The 15,212-nt window shown below is 68.4% G+C and carries 9 protein-coding genes; 3 read left to right on the forward strand and 6 right to left on the reverse strand.

Annotation, left to right across the window (positions count from 1 at the left end; all coding sequences use genetic code 11):
* Window positions 1-35 precede the first annotated feature (35 nt).
* From O3932_RS06205 to topA, 3 genes are read right to left on the reverse strand one after another with little or no spacing between them, the layout of a single operon-like run.
* Window positions 36-1,229, reverse strand: coding sequence for a DNA polymerase III subunit delta' (locus tag O3932_RS06205; RefSeq protein ID WP_371536987.1), 1,194 nt, complete (start codon window positions 1,227-1,229; stop codon window positions 36-38).
* On the reverse strand, window positions 1,226-2,221 hold the full coding sequence (tmk, locus tag O3932_RS06210) for a dTMP kinase (RefSeq protein ID WP_371536989.1): 996 nt from the start codon (window positions 2,219-2,221) through the stop codon (window positions 1,226-1,228). The genes O3932_RS06205 and tmk overlap by 4 nt, the downstream gene beginning before the upstream one ends.
* A complete protein-coding gene (gene topA / locus O3932_RS06215; RefSeq protein WP_371536992.1) occupies window positions 2,221-5,004 on the reverse strand; it encodes a type I DNA topoisomerase in 2,784 nt (927 codons plus the stop codon). Before topA ends, tmk begins: the two co-directional genes overlap by 1 nt.
* A 398-nt stretch (window positions 5,005-5,402) precedes the next feature.
* On the opposite strand from topA, the gene O3932_RS06220 reads away from it, so the two are divergent.
* From O3932_RS06220 to O3932_RS06230, 3 genes are all read left to right on the forward strand, one after another.
* Window positions 5,403-6,437, forward strand: coding sequence for a DUF1266 domain-containing protein (locus O3932_RS06220; protein ID WP_371536995.1), 1,035 nt, complete (start codon window positions 5,403-5,405; stop codon window positions 6,435-6,437).
* Between the two features lie 192 nt (window positions 6,438-6,629).
* Window positions 6,630-7,688, forward strand: a complete 1,059-nt coding sequence (locus O3932_RS06225; protein ID WP_371536997.1) for a DUF1266 domain-containing protein — start codon at window positions 6,630-6,632, stop codon at window positions 7,686-7,688.
* A 155-nt stretch (window positions 7,689-7,843) separates the two neighbouring features.
* Complete coding sequence (locus O3932_RS06230; protein WP_371537000.1) at window positions 7,844-8,269, forward strand: YjdF family protein; 426 nt, start codon at window positions 7,844-7,846, stop codon at window positions 8,267-8,269.
* 383 nt (window positions 8,270-8,652) lie between these two features.
* Here the strand turns inward: O3932_RS06230 and O3932_RS06235 are convergent, their stop codons facing one another.
* The 3 genes from O3932_RS06235 to O3932_RS06245 are packed head-to-tail and all read right to left on the reverse strand — an operon-like array spanning window position 8,653 to window position 15,115.
* A complete protein-coding gene (locus O3932_RS06235) occupies window positions 8,653-11,274 on the reverse strand; it encodes a DUF6493 family protein (protein WP_371537003.1) in 2,622 nt (873 codons plus the stop codon).
* Window positions 11,271-13,724 (reverse strand): DUF6493 family protein, encoded by a 2,454-nt coding sequence (locus O3932_RS06240; RefSeq protein WP_371537006.1) that lies wholly within the window; start codon window positions 13,722-13,724, stop codon window positions 11,271-11,273. Before O3932_RS06240 ends, O3932_RS06235 begins: the two co-directional genes overlap by 4 nt.
* Entirely contained in the window at window positions 13,721-15,115 is a 1,395-nt protein-coding gene (locus O3932_RS06245) for an SWIM zinc finger family protein (RefSeq protein WP_371537008.1), read from the reverse strand. The genes O3932_RS06240 and O3932_RS06245 overlap by 4 nt, the downstream gene beginning before the upstream one ends.
* Between the last annotated feature and the right edge of the window lie 97 nt (window positions 15,116-15,212).

The raw sequence follows: 15,212 nt of genomic DNA on the forward strand, positions 1-15,212 counted from the left end.
GGCCCCGATTGTAACGGAGTTTGTGCGGGCGGAACTTAGGCCTGGGGGCGCAGCGAAATCGCCATGTCTTCGAGGACGAGGAGGGGGTTGCCGTTGGCGACGAGGCGCTTGCGCGCGGTTTCGATGTGGTCGACGCGCGCGAGGGTCTGGTGGGGCGTGGAGTCGTGTGCGATCTGGTGTACGAGGTCGGACAGGTCCGTGTTGATGAGTTCGCCGTCTCCCCCGACTTGGACCATGAGGACGTCGCGGTAGATGGCGAGCAGGTCGATGAGGGCGCGGTCGATGGCGTCGGTGAGGGCACGTTTGGAGCGGCGTTTCTGGTCTTCTTCGAGCTGACGGAGCATCGCGCGCGAGGCTTTGGTGGCGCTTTCGCCTTCCTCCATGCCGAGTTGGCGCAGCAGGTCGGCTTTTTCACGGACGTTGCGGTCGCTGACCTGCGCGTCGGCCTGGGCTTTCGCTGTTTCGAGGAGTCGGTCGGCGGCCATGACGGCCTCGCCGACGCTGCGCACGGAGGCGGGCGCGGTGATGATATTGCGTCGGCGCTCGCGCATCTGGGGGTCGCGGGCGAGCGCGCGGGCTAGTCCGATGTGGGATTGGGCGGCGCGCGCGGCTTCGAGGGCGACCTCGGGGGTGGCGACGCCCTCGTGCACGAGTAGGTCGGCGACCGCGGTCGCGGTGGGGATGCGCAGGCCGAGGTGGCGGCAGCGCGAGCGGATCGTGGCGATCATATCCTCGGGGCTGGGGGCGCACAGCAACCACACGGTGTGTTCGGGCGGCTCCTCGATGGCCTTGAGCAGGGCGTTCGCGCCGGATTCGCCAAGACGGTCGGCGTCTTCGACGACGATGACGCGCCACAGACCTTGGGAGGGCGAAGACTGCGCCTGCAAGACGAGTGAGCGGGCGGTGTCCACGTTGATGATCGAGGTCTCGGTGGCCGCGAAGAGCACGTCCGCGTTCGTGCGTCCCATGGTCGTGCGGCAGCCGGGGCACTGCCCGCAGCCGGGTGTCGCTCCGGTGCACTGAAGGGCGGCCGCGAAGGCGCGGGCTGCGACCGAGCGGCCGGATCCGGGCGGGCCGGTGATGAGCCACGCGTGGCTCATGGAGCGGGCTTCGTCGGAGGCACGCCCGCTGCCTCGGGAGGCGACGATTGCGCGGGCGGACGCCGCGGCCTCGCTGAGCTTAGCGACCGCCGCGTCCTGACCGACCAGCGAGGACCAGACGCTCATCATTCATCCCACAGCGCGCCCTGGGACTCGCCCAGGGCACCCACCATGGTCGCGGGCTTACGCGAGGACCGTTTCTCGGTGCTGTCCTTGTGCGAGGCCTTGGCGGCGCGACGCTTCCGGGTGGCGGTGGGCGCGGGGGCGTCAACGAGGACGGGGGCTGCCTCGTCGGTGGCGGTTTCCTCGTCCGTGGTGTCGGGGGCCGAGGCCTCGGGGGCGTCGGCGGGAGGGGCTTCGTCGGTCGACGCCTCGGGGGAGGCAACCTCGGGAGCGGCATCCTCGGACTCAGCGGGAGCCTCAGCCGGAGCCTCAGCACCAGCGTCCGGCGCGGTCACCGATCCGGCGGAGCCGTCCACGGCCTCGTCGATGGTGCTGGAACCGCCGTCGAAGCGCTCGACGAGGACGCCGCGGATCTCGGAGAAGACCTCGTCGACCGTGCCGACCGCGTCGATGACGACGATGCGCTCGGGCTCGGCGTCGGCGAGGCGCAGGTATTCGTGGCGCACGCGCTCGTGGAAGTCCATGGACTCGCGTTCCATGCGGTCTGGGGCGTCGGTGCGGCGGCGCGCGCCGACCTCCGGAGGCAGGTCCAGGAGGAAGGTCAGGGACGGGTAGAGGCCCTGGGTCGCCCACGCGCTCAGGGAGGCGATTTCGTCGACGCCGAGGGAGCGGGCCGCGCCCTGGTAGGCCAGCGAGGAGTCGATGTAGCGGTCCCCCAGCACGACCGCTCCGCGCTCGAGGGCGGGGCGGATGACCGTGGCGACGTGGTAGGCGCGGTCGGCCGCGTACAGGAGGGCCTCCGTGCGCGCATCCACGTCCTCGGGGCCGTTCTGCACGAGACGGCGGATCTCCGTTCCCAGCTCGGTGCCGCCCGGCTCGCGGGTGACGATGACCTCGCGGCCACGGCTCTCGAACCAGTCGCGCACGGACTGGATCTGCGTGGACTTCCCCGAGCCGTCGCCACCCTCGAAGGTGATGAACATTCCTCGCGCCGCCATCAGCTGTCCTTCTTCGTCGCGGCCTTCTTGGTGGCCGTCTTCTTCGCCGTGGTCGTCTTCTTGGCCGCGGTGGTTTTCTTCGTGGTCGTTTTCTTCGCCGTGGTCGTCTTCTTGGTCGTTGTCTTCTTCGCGGTCGTCTTGCGCGTGCGCTTGGGGGCGGGTCCCTTGGCTCGCTTGTCGGCGAGGAGCTCGTAGGCGCGCTCGGCCGTCAGGTCCTCGACCGTCTCGGCGCGCGGCACGGTCACGTTGGTCTCGCCGTCCGTCACGTAGGGCCCGAAGCGGCCGTCCTTGACGGTGACCTTCTTGCCCGAGATCGGGTCCTCACCGAACTCGCGCAACGGCGGGCGGGCGGTGCCACGGCCGCGGGTCTTGGGCTGGGCGTAGATGGCCAGGGCCTCGTCCAGGGTGATCGTGAGCAGCTGGTCCTCGGAGGCCAGCGTGCGCGAGTCCGTTCCCTTCTTCAGGTAAGGGCCGTAACGGCCATTCTGCGCGGTGATGACGTCGCCCGAGGCCGGGTCGGTGCCCACTTCGCGGGGCAGGGACAGCAGATTCAGCGCGTCCTCAAGGGTGACGGTGGCGATGTCCATGGTCTTGAACAGGGAGGCGGTGCGAGGCTTGGCGGCCGTCTTCTTCGTCTTCTTCGCGCCTTCCTCGGCGTCCTCGGCTGGCTCGGGCAGGACCTCGGTGACGTAGGGGCCGTAGCGGCCGTCCTTGACGATGATCGTGTGGCCGGTTGCGGGGTCGACGCCCAGCTCGCGCCCGTCGTCGGCGGCGCGGGCGAAGAGCTGGTCGATAAGTTCGTCCGTCAGCTCGTCGGGGGCGACCTCCGGCGGCACGTTCGCGCGCGTCCCATCGGACTTTTCCATGTAGGGCCCGTAGCGGCCCACGCGCAGCGTCACCCCGCGGCCCAGGTCGATGGAGTTGACGGCGCGCGCATCAATGTCGTCGCCCAGGGAAGCGACGTCGTGGCGCAGGCCGCCGTGCTCGCCCGTACCGTCGGGTCCGAAGAAGAATCCGGTCAGGAAGTCCGTTCCGTTCTCCTGGCCTGCGGCGATGCGGTCCAGGTCACCCTCCATGGAGGCCGTGAAGTCGTAGTCGACCAGGTTCGCCAGGTTCTCCTCGAGCAGGCGCGTCACGGAGAACGCCAGCCACGTGGGCACCAGGTACTGGCCGCGGTGCGTCACGTACCCGCGATCCCCGATCGTCTGGATCGTAGCCGCATAGGTGGAGGGACGGCCGATGCCGAGCTCCTCCATGGTCTTGACCAGCGTGGCCTCCGTGTAGCGGCCCGGGGGCTGAGTCTCGTGGCCGTCGGGGGTGGCCTCGGTCAGCGTCGCGGCGTCGCCCTCGGCAACGTCCGGCAGGGTCTTCTCCGCATCGTTCTTTTCCGCGTCGTAACGCCCCTGGTCACGCCCCTCCTGGTAGGCCAGGCGGAAGCCTGGGGAGGTGATGACCGTGCCCGAGGCCGAGGACAGCACGTCGTGACGCTTACCGTCGACCTCGATGCCGGTGAGCACGCGGATCGTCGCCGTGTAGCCAACCGCGTCAGCCATCTGCGAGGCGACCGTGCGCTTCCAAATCAGGTCGTACAGCGCCAGCTGCTGCTTCGACAGGGAACCCGCCACCTCGCCCGGCGTGCGGAAGTGGTCGCCGGCGGGACGGATCGCCTCGTGCGCCTCCTGCGCGCCCTTCGACGTGGTGCCGTACAGGCGCGGGGACTCGGCCACGGCCTCGGCCCCATAAAGCTGGGTGGCCTGCTCGCGGGCGGCGTGAATCGCCTGGCTGGACAGGGCCGTAGAGTCGGTACGCATGTAGGTGATGTAACCGGACTCGTAGAGGGACTGGGCGGTGCGCATCGTCGAGGACGCGTTCCAGTGCAGCTTGCGCGACGCCTCCTGCTGGAGGGTCGACGTCGTGAAGGGGGCTGCCGGGCGGCGGCGGTAGGGCTTGCGGGTCACCGAGTCGATGACCGAGGCAGGGGCAGCCTCCAGCGCCTGCGCATAAGCCCGGGCCGTGGCCTCGTCCAGATGCAGGACGCCAGCCTTGACGGCCTTCGCGCTCAGCTCGCCCTTCTCGCTGAAGTCGGAACCGGTCGCGATGGCGTGGCCGTCCACGGAGGCCACGCGCGCGCCGAAGGCCTGGCCCGCCGACGTGAAGGCCGTGTCGATCGACCAGTACTGGGCGCTCACGTGCGCCATGCGGTCGCGTTCCTTGGCGACCACGAGGCGCGTGGCCACCGACTGCACGCGGCCGGCCGACAGGGACGGGCGGATCTTGCGCCACAGGAGGGGCGAGACCTCGTAGCCGTAGAGGCGGTCGAGGATGCGGCGAGTCTCCTGCGCATCCACGAGGTCGGTGTCCAGATCGCGCGTGTTTTCCAGGGCGCGCTGGATCGCTTCCTTCGTGATTTCGTGGAAGACCATGCGGCGCACGGGAACCTTCGGCTTCAAGACCTGCAGGAGGTGCCACGCGATAGCCTCACCCTCGCGGTCCTCATCAGTTGCCAGGAAGAGTTCGTCGGATTCCTTGAGGAGCTTCTTGAGTTCGGTGACCTTTTTCTTCTTATCCGGGTTCACCACGTAGTACGGCTTGAAGCCCTCGTCCACGTTGACAGCGAAGCGGCCGAATGGCCCCTTCTTCATATCCTTGGGCAGCTCGGAGGGCTGCGGGAGGTCACGGATGTGGCCGATGGAAGCGGTTACGTGGTAGTCGGGACCCAGGTATCCCTCAATGGTGGCGGCCTTCGCAGGAGACTCCACGATCACGAGCTTCGTCGCTGACATTCCCTGTCCCTTCCCCGTTACTTCCCCAGTATTTGTAGCACCTCACCGGCGGGTCTACGCGCCGAGGCATCTGGGAGGACCTTACCGCGTCCCACCCACATCTGGGTACCTGGGCCGCCTCCGCGCGTCTCACGCCTGTCGCGTTTGACATGGACGAGGCGGGGGCTGATTCTCGCGCGCGCGTATTGCGCTACGACGGCAACAAACGCATCGCGGTCGGCTTGTCGTGGCTGGACCACCCCCATCGGTTCCTCCGATCACGCTCACCCCTCGCAGGCCCCTCTGCCGATTTTTCCTCCGGATTCTCCGTCACCTGAGAAAACAAGCAAGGACCTGGGTGCCAAGGGTCCGGTCGTCATCTCCTATGATTGTGGCGAATTCTCCTGCCGTCGGGCACAATGCGAGACGTGATCCTACGCTTCCTGTCTCAGATTCCAGCCCCCGTGTGGTTCGCCCTCGGCGTCTTCGCCCTGTGGTGTTTGCACGGCCCGCTCGACGATCTTGTCGCCATCGCGCGGGGCAGGATTCCCACGCCCTCCGACCTGCGAAAGGCCGGCAAGACGAAGGAATGGAAGAAGGCCAGCGCGGAGCACGTGCCGGTCGTGAGCGGGTCGCGCGCCTCGATGGCGTCCGATCCGCACGCGAGGCTGCTTGCTCCCTCGTTCCCTAACGCGCTGTGCAACGACAACCCGGTCAACGTCCTAGAGGTCGCCAGCGTCGAGGATACCCGGAAGATGCTCGAAGACAGCTGGGGGATCATGAACCGCGCCGACCTCGTCACGCGCATCTATCGGCTCCTGTGCGGCGACCATAGCAAGGGGTACGCGGCCCTGCGCAGCAGGTGTGCCGATCCCGAGTGGGTGGAGCGCGTCCTCGAGGACCTGGACAAAACCGTTGACAAGTCCACGATGGACGTGGAGATGTGCTGGCGCATCCATCGTTTCCTGAATAATGATCGGGGCATCCAGGACGTGGAGTTCGCGGCCTGGGATTTGATGCGCGCGGCGATGCTGACACGGTCGGGCTTCGCGCTCGGCTGGCTCAGTGAGGACGAGGCATGGGACACTCTCGCGCTCATCAACCACGCGCTGCAGATGCACTATTCCTCGTGGGACGAGGCCTGGGAGGCCTACCGTCTCGGCCGCTGGCTGTGGGCGGCCGAAGGGCCGGAAGAGGAGGCGGCCGACGACATGCATGATCGCGCCCGGGGCGCGTACCTGCTGGGCAAGCGCGGCCTGTGGAAGTCCCTCCCGTGGGATGCCCCGATCCCTGAGTCCCGCTTCCTCCTGCTCGACGCAGTCGCCGCCACCGGTCGCCTGCAGGTGCTCTCCGTCAGCAACTGGCGGAAAGCCTCGGCCTGGGAGCGGGAGCTGGACGCGCAGGCGCGCTGGCGCACTCCCCTGGCGATGGGCGGAAAGCCCATCGTCCACTGACGCGCCGCGAGCGCGCCCGGTCCGGCCTGCCCCAGCCACGGCCTCGTCCCACGATGAAGCCCACGGGTTCGCGCAAAGCCCTGAGCACCGACATCCGCACACGGACCCCGACTGTGCGCCACCACCGGCAGAACGGTCGGGGTCCGCGCACGTCACCCAGGCCTCGTCCATACCCGCGCGCATAACGTTTGTGTGAGCGAGTCTCCATCGGGCACAATCGTGACCGTGATTCCTAATGTCGTCTCTGAGATGCCCATCCCCGTGATGTTGGCGGTCATCGTGGTGCTCGTCGGCCTGCCGATCATCTTCATCAAGGACGCTCTGACCCGATCCAAGGGGGCCATGCCCGCGCCGACGGACGTGCGCAAGGCCGGCAAAGGCAACGAGTGGGACAAACTCAACAAGCATCACACACCCAAGTTGCGCGGATCGCGCAAGGCCCTGGCGACCGACGTCCATGCGCGCTTGCTCGCACCGTCCTTCCCCTACGCGCTGTGCCACGGCAACCCAGTCGACGCGCTCGCTGTGTCCGAACCCAGCTCCACTAAGGAGATGCTGTCGCGCGACTGGGAAGTCACAAACCGCCTAGAGCTGCTCCGCCAACTCTATTGGCTCCTCCAGGAGGGACACCGCAAAGACTTTGGACACACGCGCGAGCAGTGCGGCAACCCCTCGTGGGTGAAGAACCGCCTCGCGCGCCTCAACGAGGTCGCCGACGAGCAGACGGACGCGTGGGAGGAACGCTGGCGCATCCACCGCTTCCTCAACAACGACCGCGGCATCAACGACGTGGACTTTGGCGCGTGGGACTTCATCCGCGCGGCCATGCTGATCCGCGCGGGCGCTGCCCTCGGGTTCATCACGGACGAGGAAGCCTGGGACACCCTCGCGATCATCAACCACGCGCTTCACATGTCCTACTCTTCATGGGACGAGGCCTGGGATGCCTTCCGCCTCACCCGCTGGCTGTGGGCTGCCAAAGGGCAGGCACAGGAGGCCGAGAACGACCTGCACGACCGCAACCGCGGAGAGTTCCTTATCGGAAAGAACGGCCTGTGGACTGCGATCCCCTGGGACCTCCCCTCCCCCACGTCTCGTTTCCTCCTGCTCGACGTGCTCGCAACCGAGGGCGGCCTGCACCTGCTGTCCCCCTCGGGCTGGGAGGACGCCTCGGCCTGGGAGAGGGAATTCGACACCCAGACGCGCACCCGCGCCCCCATGTCCATCGGCGGCAAGCCGATCGTCCAGTAGCCACGCCGCCGCGCACAGGACGTAGAATAAGTCGTCAGTCCTGATACGCGAACCGCACAGTCCAGTAGGAAGTCTGGACGATGCCTCGCATCCGTCGCTGCCCCGAGCAGAATCCAGCGTCATCGGGTCCACCGTGGTGTACCTGGAGACGAGTAATGAAGACGGAGTCCACACTATATTTCAATGGTCAGTTCTGGGTCGGTGTCATTGAGCGCCACGAGGCCGACCGTGTTCGCGCCATTAGAATCGTGTTCGGCGCGCAGCCCTCAGACGCGGAGTTCTACGAGTTCCTTCTCGCTCACGCTAACGCGCTTCTGTGCCGCCTCGACGAGGCCGCTTGGACGCCCGATATAGCCCAACGCCAGACGACACACCACAACACTAAGCGCGCACAGCGCCAAGCGTCTCGCCTCGCTCGCCGTGCGCTTCCTTCCACTGCGTCACAGGCATCGATTCAAGCGGAACGCGAACGCACGGCACGAGAACGAGCTTCCACGACCAGGCAGGAGAAACGAGAGAAAGCTGAAGAGAAACGCCGACTCGCCCGCCTGAAAGCGAAAGCTCGCCACCGCGGCCACTAACGACTGCGCGTTAACCCCTTGATACGCACGTAAACCCCATTACCTGCGCGTGGGCGGCGCTGCCCACGCGCATATCATCGGGCCCACGTGCGGATCATCGGGCCCACATGCGGAAGTGGGCGAACACGTACGGCCATGAAGTGGATAGGAAAGCACGAACTGGATAGCTTACGACGTTGTGGATAGGAAAATAACCTATCCAGAATCGCGGTTCCTATCCAAATCGGCATTTCCTATCCAGAACGCGCAGCCCGCTCCCTCCCTGGTGGAGGACGCCGCGATGCAGGCCCCGCGCCAGCAATCCCGCAGTAGCAGGCGCCCGCGCACACAACGACGCTCAGTACGTCAGGAACCCCCAGCGGATCAGGTCGCGCAGGGGCACCTCAATCTCGGCGCGGACGCGCCGCGCTGAGTGTTTCCGCCGCCTCGCGCGCGAGGTCAGTCGGGGCATCAGGCAGCGCGTCGAGCGCCCGCAGCGCCTTGGCCAGGGCACTCGATCCCTTCATCTTGGAGCGCAGCTCATCGGGCACGCACACCCTCATGCCGTAGTCGCCCGCGAGCGCCACCAGGGCCTCGACCATACGATTCGCACCCCTGACGCCGACCAAGGAGGGCAGCAGTGCGGCGATGGTCTGGGCGACGCGGTAGCCGGCCAGCGCCGAGATGGACGCGCAGTCGGTGAGCGTCTGGGTGACCCTCCCGGGTCCGAACCACCCGTTGCGCAGCAGGTAGCCGAACTCACCAGCCATGGCCGCCGGGTCGTATCGCCCGGTGTCGGCGAGGCGCGCGATGGCCTCGGCGGCGATGGCCCGATAGTGTGCCTGCGCGGCGGTGGACGCCCACGCCAGGGCCGAGTAGGTGGGCGCGCCCGGCGCCCGCCACCCCTCTCCCAGCGCGCGAACGATCACCTCGAAGGCAGTGATGACCTGCGGGAATTTGACAAACGTGCCCTGGAGGACGGGCATCGCGTGGGCGGCCAGAATATCCGGGTTGTGCTGGAGGGCCCAGGCAGCCCACGCGTAGGCGACGCCGCTCGACCGGTAGTCCCCGGATTCCAGGAGCCGCCCGGTGAACTCGGGAGCCACCCCCGCGACGTTTGCGAGGGCGCCCGCCAGCGAGTCCTCGCCCGTGGCTGGAGTTTGCCCGGGGATCGCCCACGTCTCGCGCATGTCATCGGTCTTGGTGTACTCGCCGCGCACGACGCTCACCGGCTTTTGATAGGGGGCGCGGATAATCTGGCGCTCCCACTGCACCTCCATGGGTTCCAGCGGCTCGGTCAGGATCGGGTCGAAGCGGTACATGTCCTGACCGTTCGGCTTGTCGTAGGGCTTGTCCCCCAATGCGACGCGCAGCTGCTCGTGCAGGAGGCGGACCGGGCCGCGGTGCTGCTCCCACTGGCTGCCCTTGCGCCGGTAGCCGCGGAAGTGGCCGGCCTCGGGCGCGTCCTTCACCTCCACGTCGCGCAGGAGCCGCGAGGCCAGGTAGGACAGCTGGTTGGCTCCCTTCCAGTTGGGGGCGCTGCGCCAGTACTTGGCGAGCAGCGCCTTGTCGGCCTCCGCCAGCTCGATGCCCTCGCTGCTGATGCGCGTCAGGAGCGCGGGCAGGGCGGCGCCCGCGGCCGCGTCCTCGAAGAGGGCGTGCAGCGCCGCGACGGCCGCGTCGTTATTGGCGGGAAGCTCGGCGGTGTGCGTCGTGCGCGGCAGGTCCGCTGCGGGGGCGTCTGGGAACGTCCACGAGGCCTGGGTTCCTTCCCCGGTTTCGCTTCCCTGGGTGCTGGCGCGTGGGGCGGCCGTCCCCGCAGGCCCAGCCCCGGCCTCGTCCGCAGGATCACCGGAACCGTCAGAGTCCCCGGAACCAGTGGGGGCCGCGACGAGCGCGGCGGCGCGGTCTCGTAGGTCGAGGGGGAACTCGGCCCCAGCGACCACGTCACTGACGGCGGCCGCGCACCCGGGATGGGCCTTGACGAGGGCGGCGAGCAGGCGCAAGTGCGCGCGCAGCAGCTTCTTCTCGGAGCGCGCGAGGACCCGGGCGCTGACCTGCACGAGCGCGTCCACCTGCTCCACCGACAGCTCCCCGACGAGGCCCACGAGGGCCTTGTGCGCCAGGGACACCGTCGGCGAGGGACCGGCCCCGAGCAGGGCGATGAGGTCCGAGGCCGCCTCGAGCTTTTCCTCGTGCGTCGGTTCGAGCGCCTCCCAGGCCCGCGAGAAGACGCGGGCGTTGTATGCGGAAAAGTCACGCCGCTGCGCCGCCAGACACTCGGAGAGGATGCGAGGCCGCAGCTGCGGGAGGCGCGTCGCCATGTAGTGGACGAGGTCGTGGCTGTGCAGGCGCTCGAAGTCGCCGCCGGGCGCGGAGGGGTCCTCGCGGTACATCCACACGAAGAGGGCGGAACCCGGCAGGGCGCCCTCGACGCGGAAGAACTGCCAGAACTCGTGGTCCAGGAAGGTCGGGTTCTCCTCGAAGAAGCGCTGCGTTTCATCCGAGGTGGGGTGAGGCGCGGGAACGATCCTGCGCGCGAAGTACTCCAGGGAGGGCGCGGAGGTCAGGTGCGCTCCACGCTCAGCCAAAATGGTGCGGTAGGTGTGCCAGAAGGCAACGCCGCCGGGGCTGCCGGCGGCCTCCTCGAGCCACTCGCCGCTGCGCTGAGCCGCGCCGCGCCTGTGGGCGGCGAGCAGACGCTCCAGGTCTGCTCCCTCGCGCGGGTCACCGCCGCGGCGGCCCGACCACCGGGCACCGTAGTCGTCGCCGGCGTCATCGCTCCCAGCCAGGGCGGCGCGCAGGAACGCACACATGCACACCGTGTCCTCGGGGACCGCGTCCCACTCCCACTCGACGGCTGGCGGAATGAGTCGCGCGAAGGACACGGACTTGAACAGGGAACGCCGGTCCTTCTCCGAGACCCCCTCCAGCACCCGCTCGTAGGCGTCGATGGCGCTCTCCCCAGAGGCGAGGAGGCGCTTGAGAGCCGCGCGGCGCTCGGCCAGAGTCGCAGGCGCGGTCATTGTCCCTTCTCTTTCAGCGTGCGAGCATACCTGGCCGTCTGGGAGGTCCCTCGGAAAAGGGCGAGCCAGCCAACAAGTTCCTCGCCCAGCAGCGGCGCCCACCCCTCGGCCTGCGCCCGCGCGTACTGCGCGGTCACGGCACCCAGCAGCTGTCCGATGCCCGTGCGCCCACGCTCAAGCCCGGGGAGCAGCGCGAGCGCCAGATCCAGTGCAAGGCGGGGGTCCACGTTCCCCAAATCCTTGAACGCCTGCGCCCACCGGTTCAGTTTCACGGTGTGCGCCACAGCCGTGAAGCCGACCACGGCCTCGTCGAAGGAGAGGTCCCCGCGCGCCACCAGGGAGGCCAGGGCCTCGACGCCAAGCGCACGCGACTCGACCTCGCGTTCGCCCATCGCCTGGCCAAGAAGCCCCGCGGACAGCGAATCCCAGCGTCCGCCGTGCTCACACAGGGCCCGGTAGCACTCACAGGTCAGCTGGGTGTTGTCAAGCACGTACCACTGCGAGGCGAGCAGGCAGACGGCGAAGTGGCGTACCAACGCGGGGTAGATGTAGCGGTGGGCAGTAAAATCGCCCGAAGCACTCGCAATATCCGCAAGCGCGCTCAGCTCCGCTCCCGCCGCGCCCGTCTGCGCACCGACGATACGCGGGGTAAAGAACGCATAGACGGGCGAGCCGTCACGCGCGACCTTCGGCTTCCCGCTGCGCGACTCGTAGGCGGGGTGCCCCTCCCACGCAACGGAGAGGGAGGACAGGTAGCCCTCGGCACGTCTGCGCACCACCCCCTCAAGGGCGAGGCGAATGCGGGCAACGGCGGAGGACGGCAGGTCCTCCTCCCGCTCCTCCACGAACGCGAGTGCGGCCACGCAGTCCGGGTGCTCAGTGTCTACGCGCAGCAGCGCCTGGGTGAGGTCGGCTGGAAGGGGTGTGGCGTTCCCATTGTCCAGGGCACGGCGCACGAGCGTCAGGGGATTCACGGCTCCCCGATCATCGGTCGGCGTCGCCAGGAGGCGGTACCGCTGCCCGCGTGCGAGCAGGCCCGCGACCTCGATGATGCGCTCTCGCATGAGGGTGGGCATGTTCTCCGATTCCAACCACGTGGTGGCTGTGGCCAGCGGGTTGCGCGCGCCCTCCTCTCCCCCATCGAGGGCTATCTGCAGGAGACGTCCGAGCATACGCTCGTACCCAAATCTGCGCGTGGTCAGGCGCCGCACGAGCGGGCGCAACGGTTCCAGCGCACTCGGCTCGAACTCGAGGGATGTCAGGAACGCGAGCAGCAGCTCGTATTCGAGCCCCATCTGTGCCTTCTCGGCCAGGACGCCGACCCGCCCGCTCGCGTCCTCCGCGCTCATCGGTACCAGGTCGGCCACCTCCCGGAGAGGCGGCAGGAAGGCTTCAGGCTCGACCTGAGTCCGCGCCTCGTGGACGAGGCCGGGGCCGGGCCGGTCGCCCACCGTTCCGGCGGACACGAACTCTCGTGCCTCGGGGGTAACCAGCGGGTCCAGGTCAGCCTGGCTCACGATGGCTGCGACGCTCTCGCGCGTCAAGAGGCTGGCGGTCACGTAGTCGCGTGCGAGGCCCAGCGCCGCCCGCTGCACTTGCGCGTCCGGGAAGGAGAACGCAACGCCGAGCAGGGGTTCGGCCTCGGTGCTTTCCACGGCCCCGAGGCCGTCACGCAAGACCCCCAGCACTCGCAGGGCATTCGCCTTCGACCCCATGAGCGCGCCCTCGCAGCTGCGCGCAAACAGCTCCAAGTCGAGGCGACCGGCCTTGGCGAGGGTGGTCAGTTGTCCAACCGCCAGGGTCACGGTCGGCCCAACGGGAGAGGACATGAGGGTACAGAGGACCACCTGGCGGGACTCGACCTCGTCAAGGGTCATGGCGAGCAGGCGCAGGGTGCGCGAGTACCACCCGGCGCGCGCGGAGGGCAGGTCGGCGACGAGCATATCGAGGAGAGCATCGATGAGGCGATCCCGGTCGACGAGTCCCTCGTTAACACTGGCTTCAAGCGTGCGCGACCAACCGGGCGACAACCTCGAACCCATGGTGGCAGAACGGTCGGAGGAGGACAGCGACACGCCGCTGTTGCCTTCCTGACGGAGTATCCCCCACACCAGCTCCTCGCGCAGCTCCTGATCGGCGCGCATGAGGGGTAGTTGCAGCCCGGGTTCGAGGCCGATGAGCGCCGTCAGGTACCGCTCGTCATGCTCGAGGGCCAGGTCGCCGTTCAACTCAGCCAGGCGCAGGAAGCCGATGCCGTCCAACCACGGGCCGGACAGCCGGGAACTCATGCTTAGGTCACTATCCGTGGGCGGGCCCCCGTTGATCTCCAGCATGCGCGCGTAGACCTCGTCGAGCGTCCACTGGTCCGGGTGCTGCCGGACCCACAGATGCAGCCTCCAAAAGTCCATGCATTCATCCAGGGTGTCGGGCAGCCAACGGATGTTGCTCACGATTCCTCCTTCAAGACCAGACAGACGGCGAGGACGTGCTTGCAGGGACCGCGCCCGCCCCTGTGTTTCATCCACCACGGACAGGTACAGCTGTACTCGCCGATGGCATAGGGGCCGGCGGGCACCTCCACCCGGTAGCGGTTCGCGCCCGAGGCGACGCGGAAGCGTGCCCCCTCCTCGCGGGTGATCGCGCCGCGTTCAATCAGCGTGCGTGCGCCCGACAGGCGCGGGTGCATCGCGGTGAGCGCGTCGGGGCGGACGGGCAGGGGGCGGTGAAAGTAGGCACCCTCGGTAACGTCGAAGCCGACCTGCCCGCTCGATGCGAGGAGCGCCAGGCCGCCAGCCACCCGGTCGGGGGCCAGGCCGGAGCGGGCCGCCATGAGCTGCGTATCAATGCGCGGCTCGAAGGAGAGTAGGGCGGAGAGCGCGTCCGCGTCTTCCTCAACACGCGGGTTACCGAGGGACGCCAGGACCGCACCCTCCCCCGAGAAGCCGCGCGACTTGGCGGGGCTGAGTCCCACGCTCAGCCGCGCACCGGGCAAGCGGGCGACCCACAGGGAGGCGACCGGCTCGCTGTCCGCGTCCACGTCAGGCCCATAGGCTTCGAGCGAGGTGATCACGTGCAGGAGCGGCTCGAACACGCGCAGCCGCTCGGGTCCTGCGACGCACGCGGCCCCCGGCGCGGGCCTGGTCCCCAGGCGCAGGCCGCGCACGGCCCGCCCCGCCCACATGACCGTGCCCGTCGCGCTGGACTTGGGCAGGCCTCGGATAAACGCGCGGGCCTGCGCGGCGTTCAACGCGTGGAGCGGCATCATTGCGGAGGAGAGCATCTGCGTCTCCGCGAAGCCCTTGAGCCAGCGCAAGGACAACGGCACCTTCTCCTCCGTGACCTCCTCGTCCAGGGTCGTGGCCGTCAGCCCCTCCTCACCCACGCTCAAGTGCAGGGGTTCCCCCGCTCGCAGCGACGCCAGGGCGGCGCGCAGCGGCTGGTTCACGTCCACGTTGGTCACGCCGACCGCACAGTGAGCGGCGTCCAGGGCCGAGGCCTCCACGTCGAGCCTGGCGTACACGCCGCAGCACACGCTAAAAGACTCGAAGCGCAGGCCCTCGGCCGTGTTGGTCACGACCGGGTCGAGCATCCCGATGCGGGTGAGGCCACCGCCTGGAGCAACGACCATGCCGGGCGGCACGTAGAAGCGGGTGCGCGCCACGCGTGCGACCGCGAGCAGGCCAGCGGCCACCACGTCGGGGCGCTCCATAAATCCCGAGAAGAAATAGGGGCACGCGGCTTCCCCCTCGGGGGTGGACCCTCCCGAGGTCGCCAGCGCAAGTCCCGCATATTCGTCCAAGCGCGAGGGGACACCGTAGCGGTAGGCCAGCTCGTAGTCCATGTCGCTCCTTCGCGTCATTGTGGCGCCAGGCTAACACAGGGTCCCCACGTCTGGAGTCGACTTCGCGCCCACCCGCGTTCACAACACGCCCGAAATG

The sequence above is a fragment of the Pauljensenia sp. 20925_1_25 genome (assembly GCF_041433955.1).
Lineage (GTDB): Bacteria > Actinomycetota > Actinomycetes > Actinomycetales > Actinomycetaceae > Pauljensenia.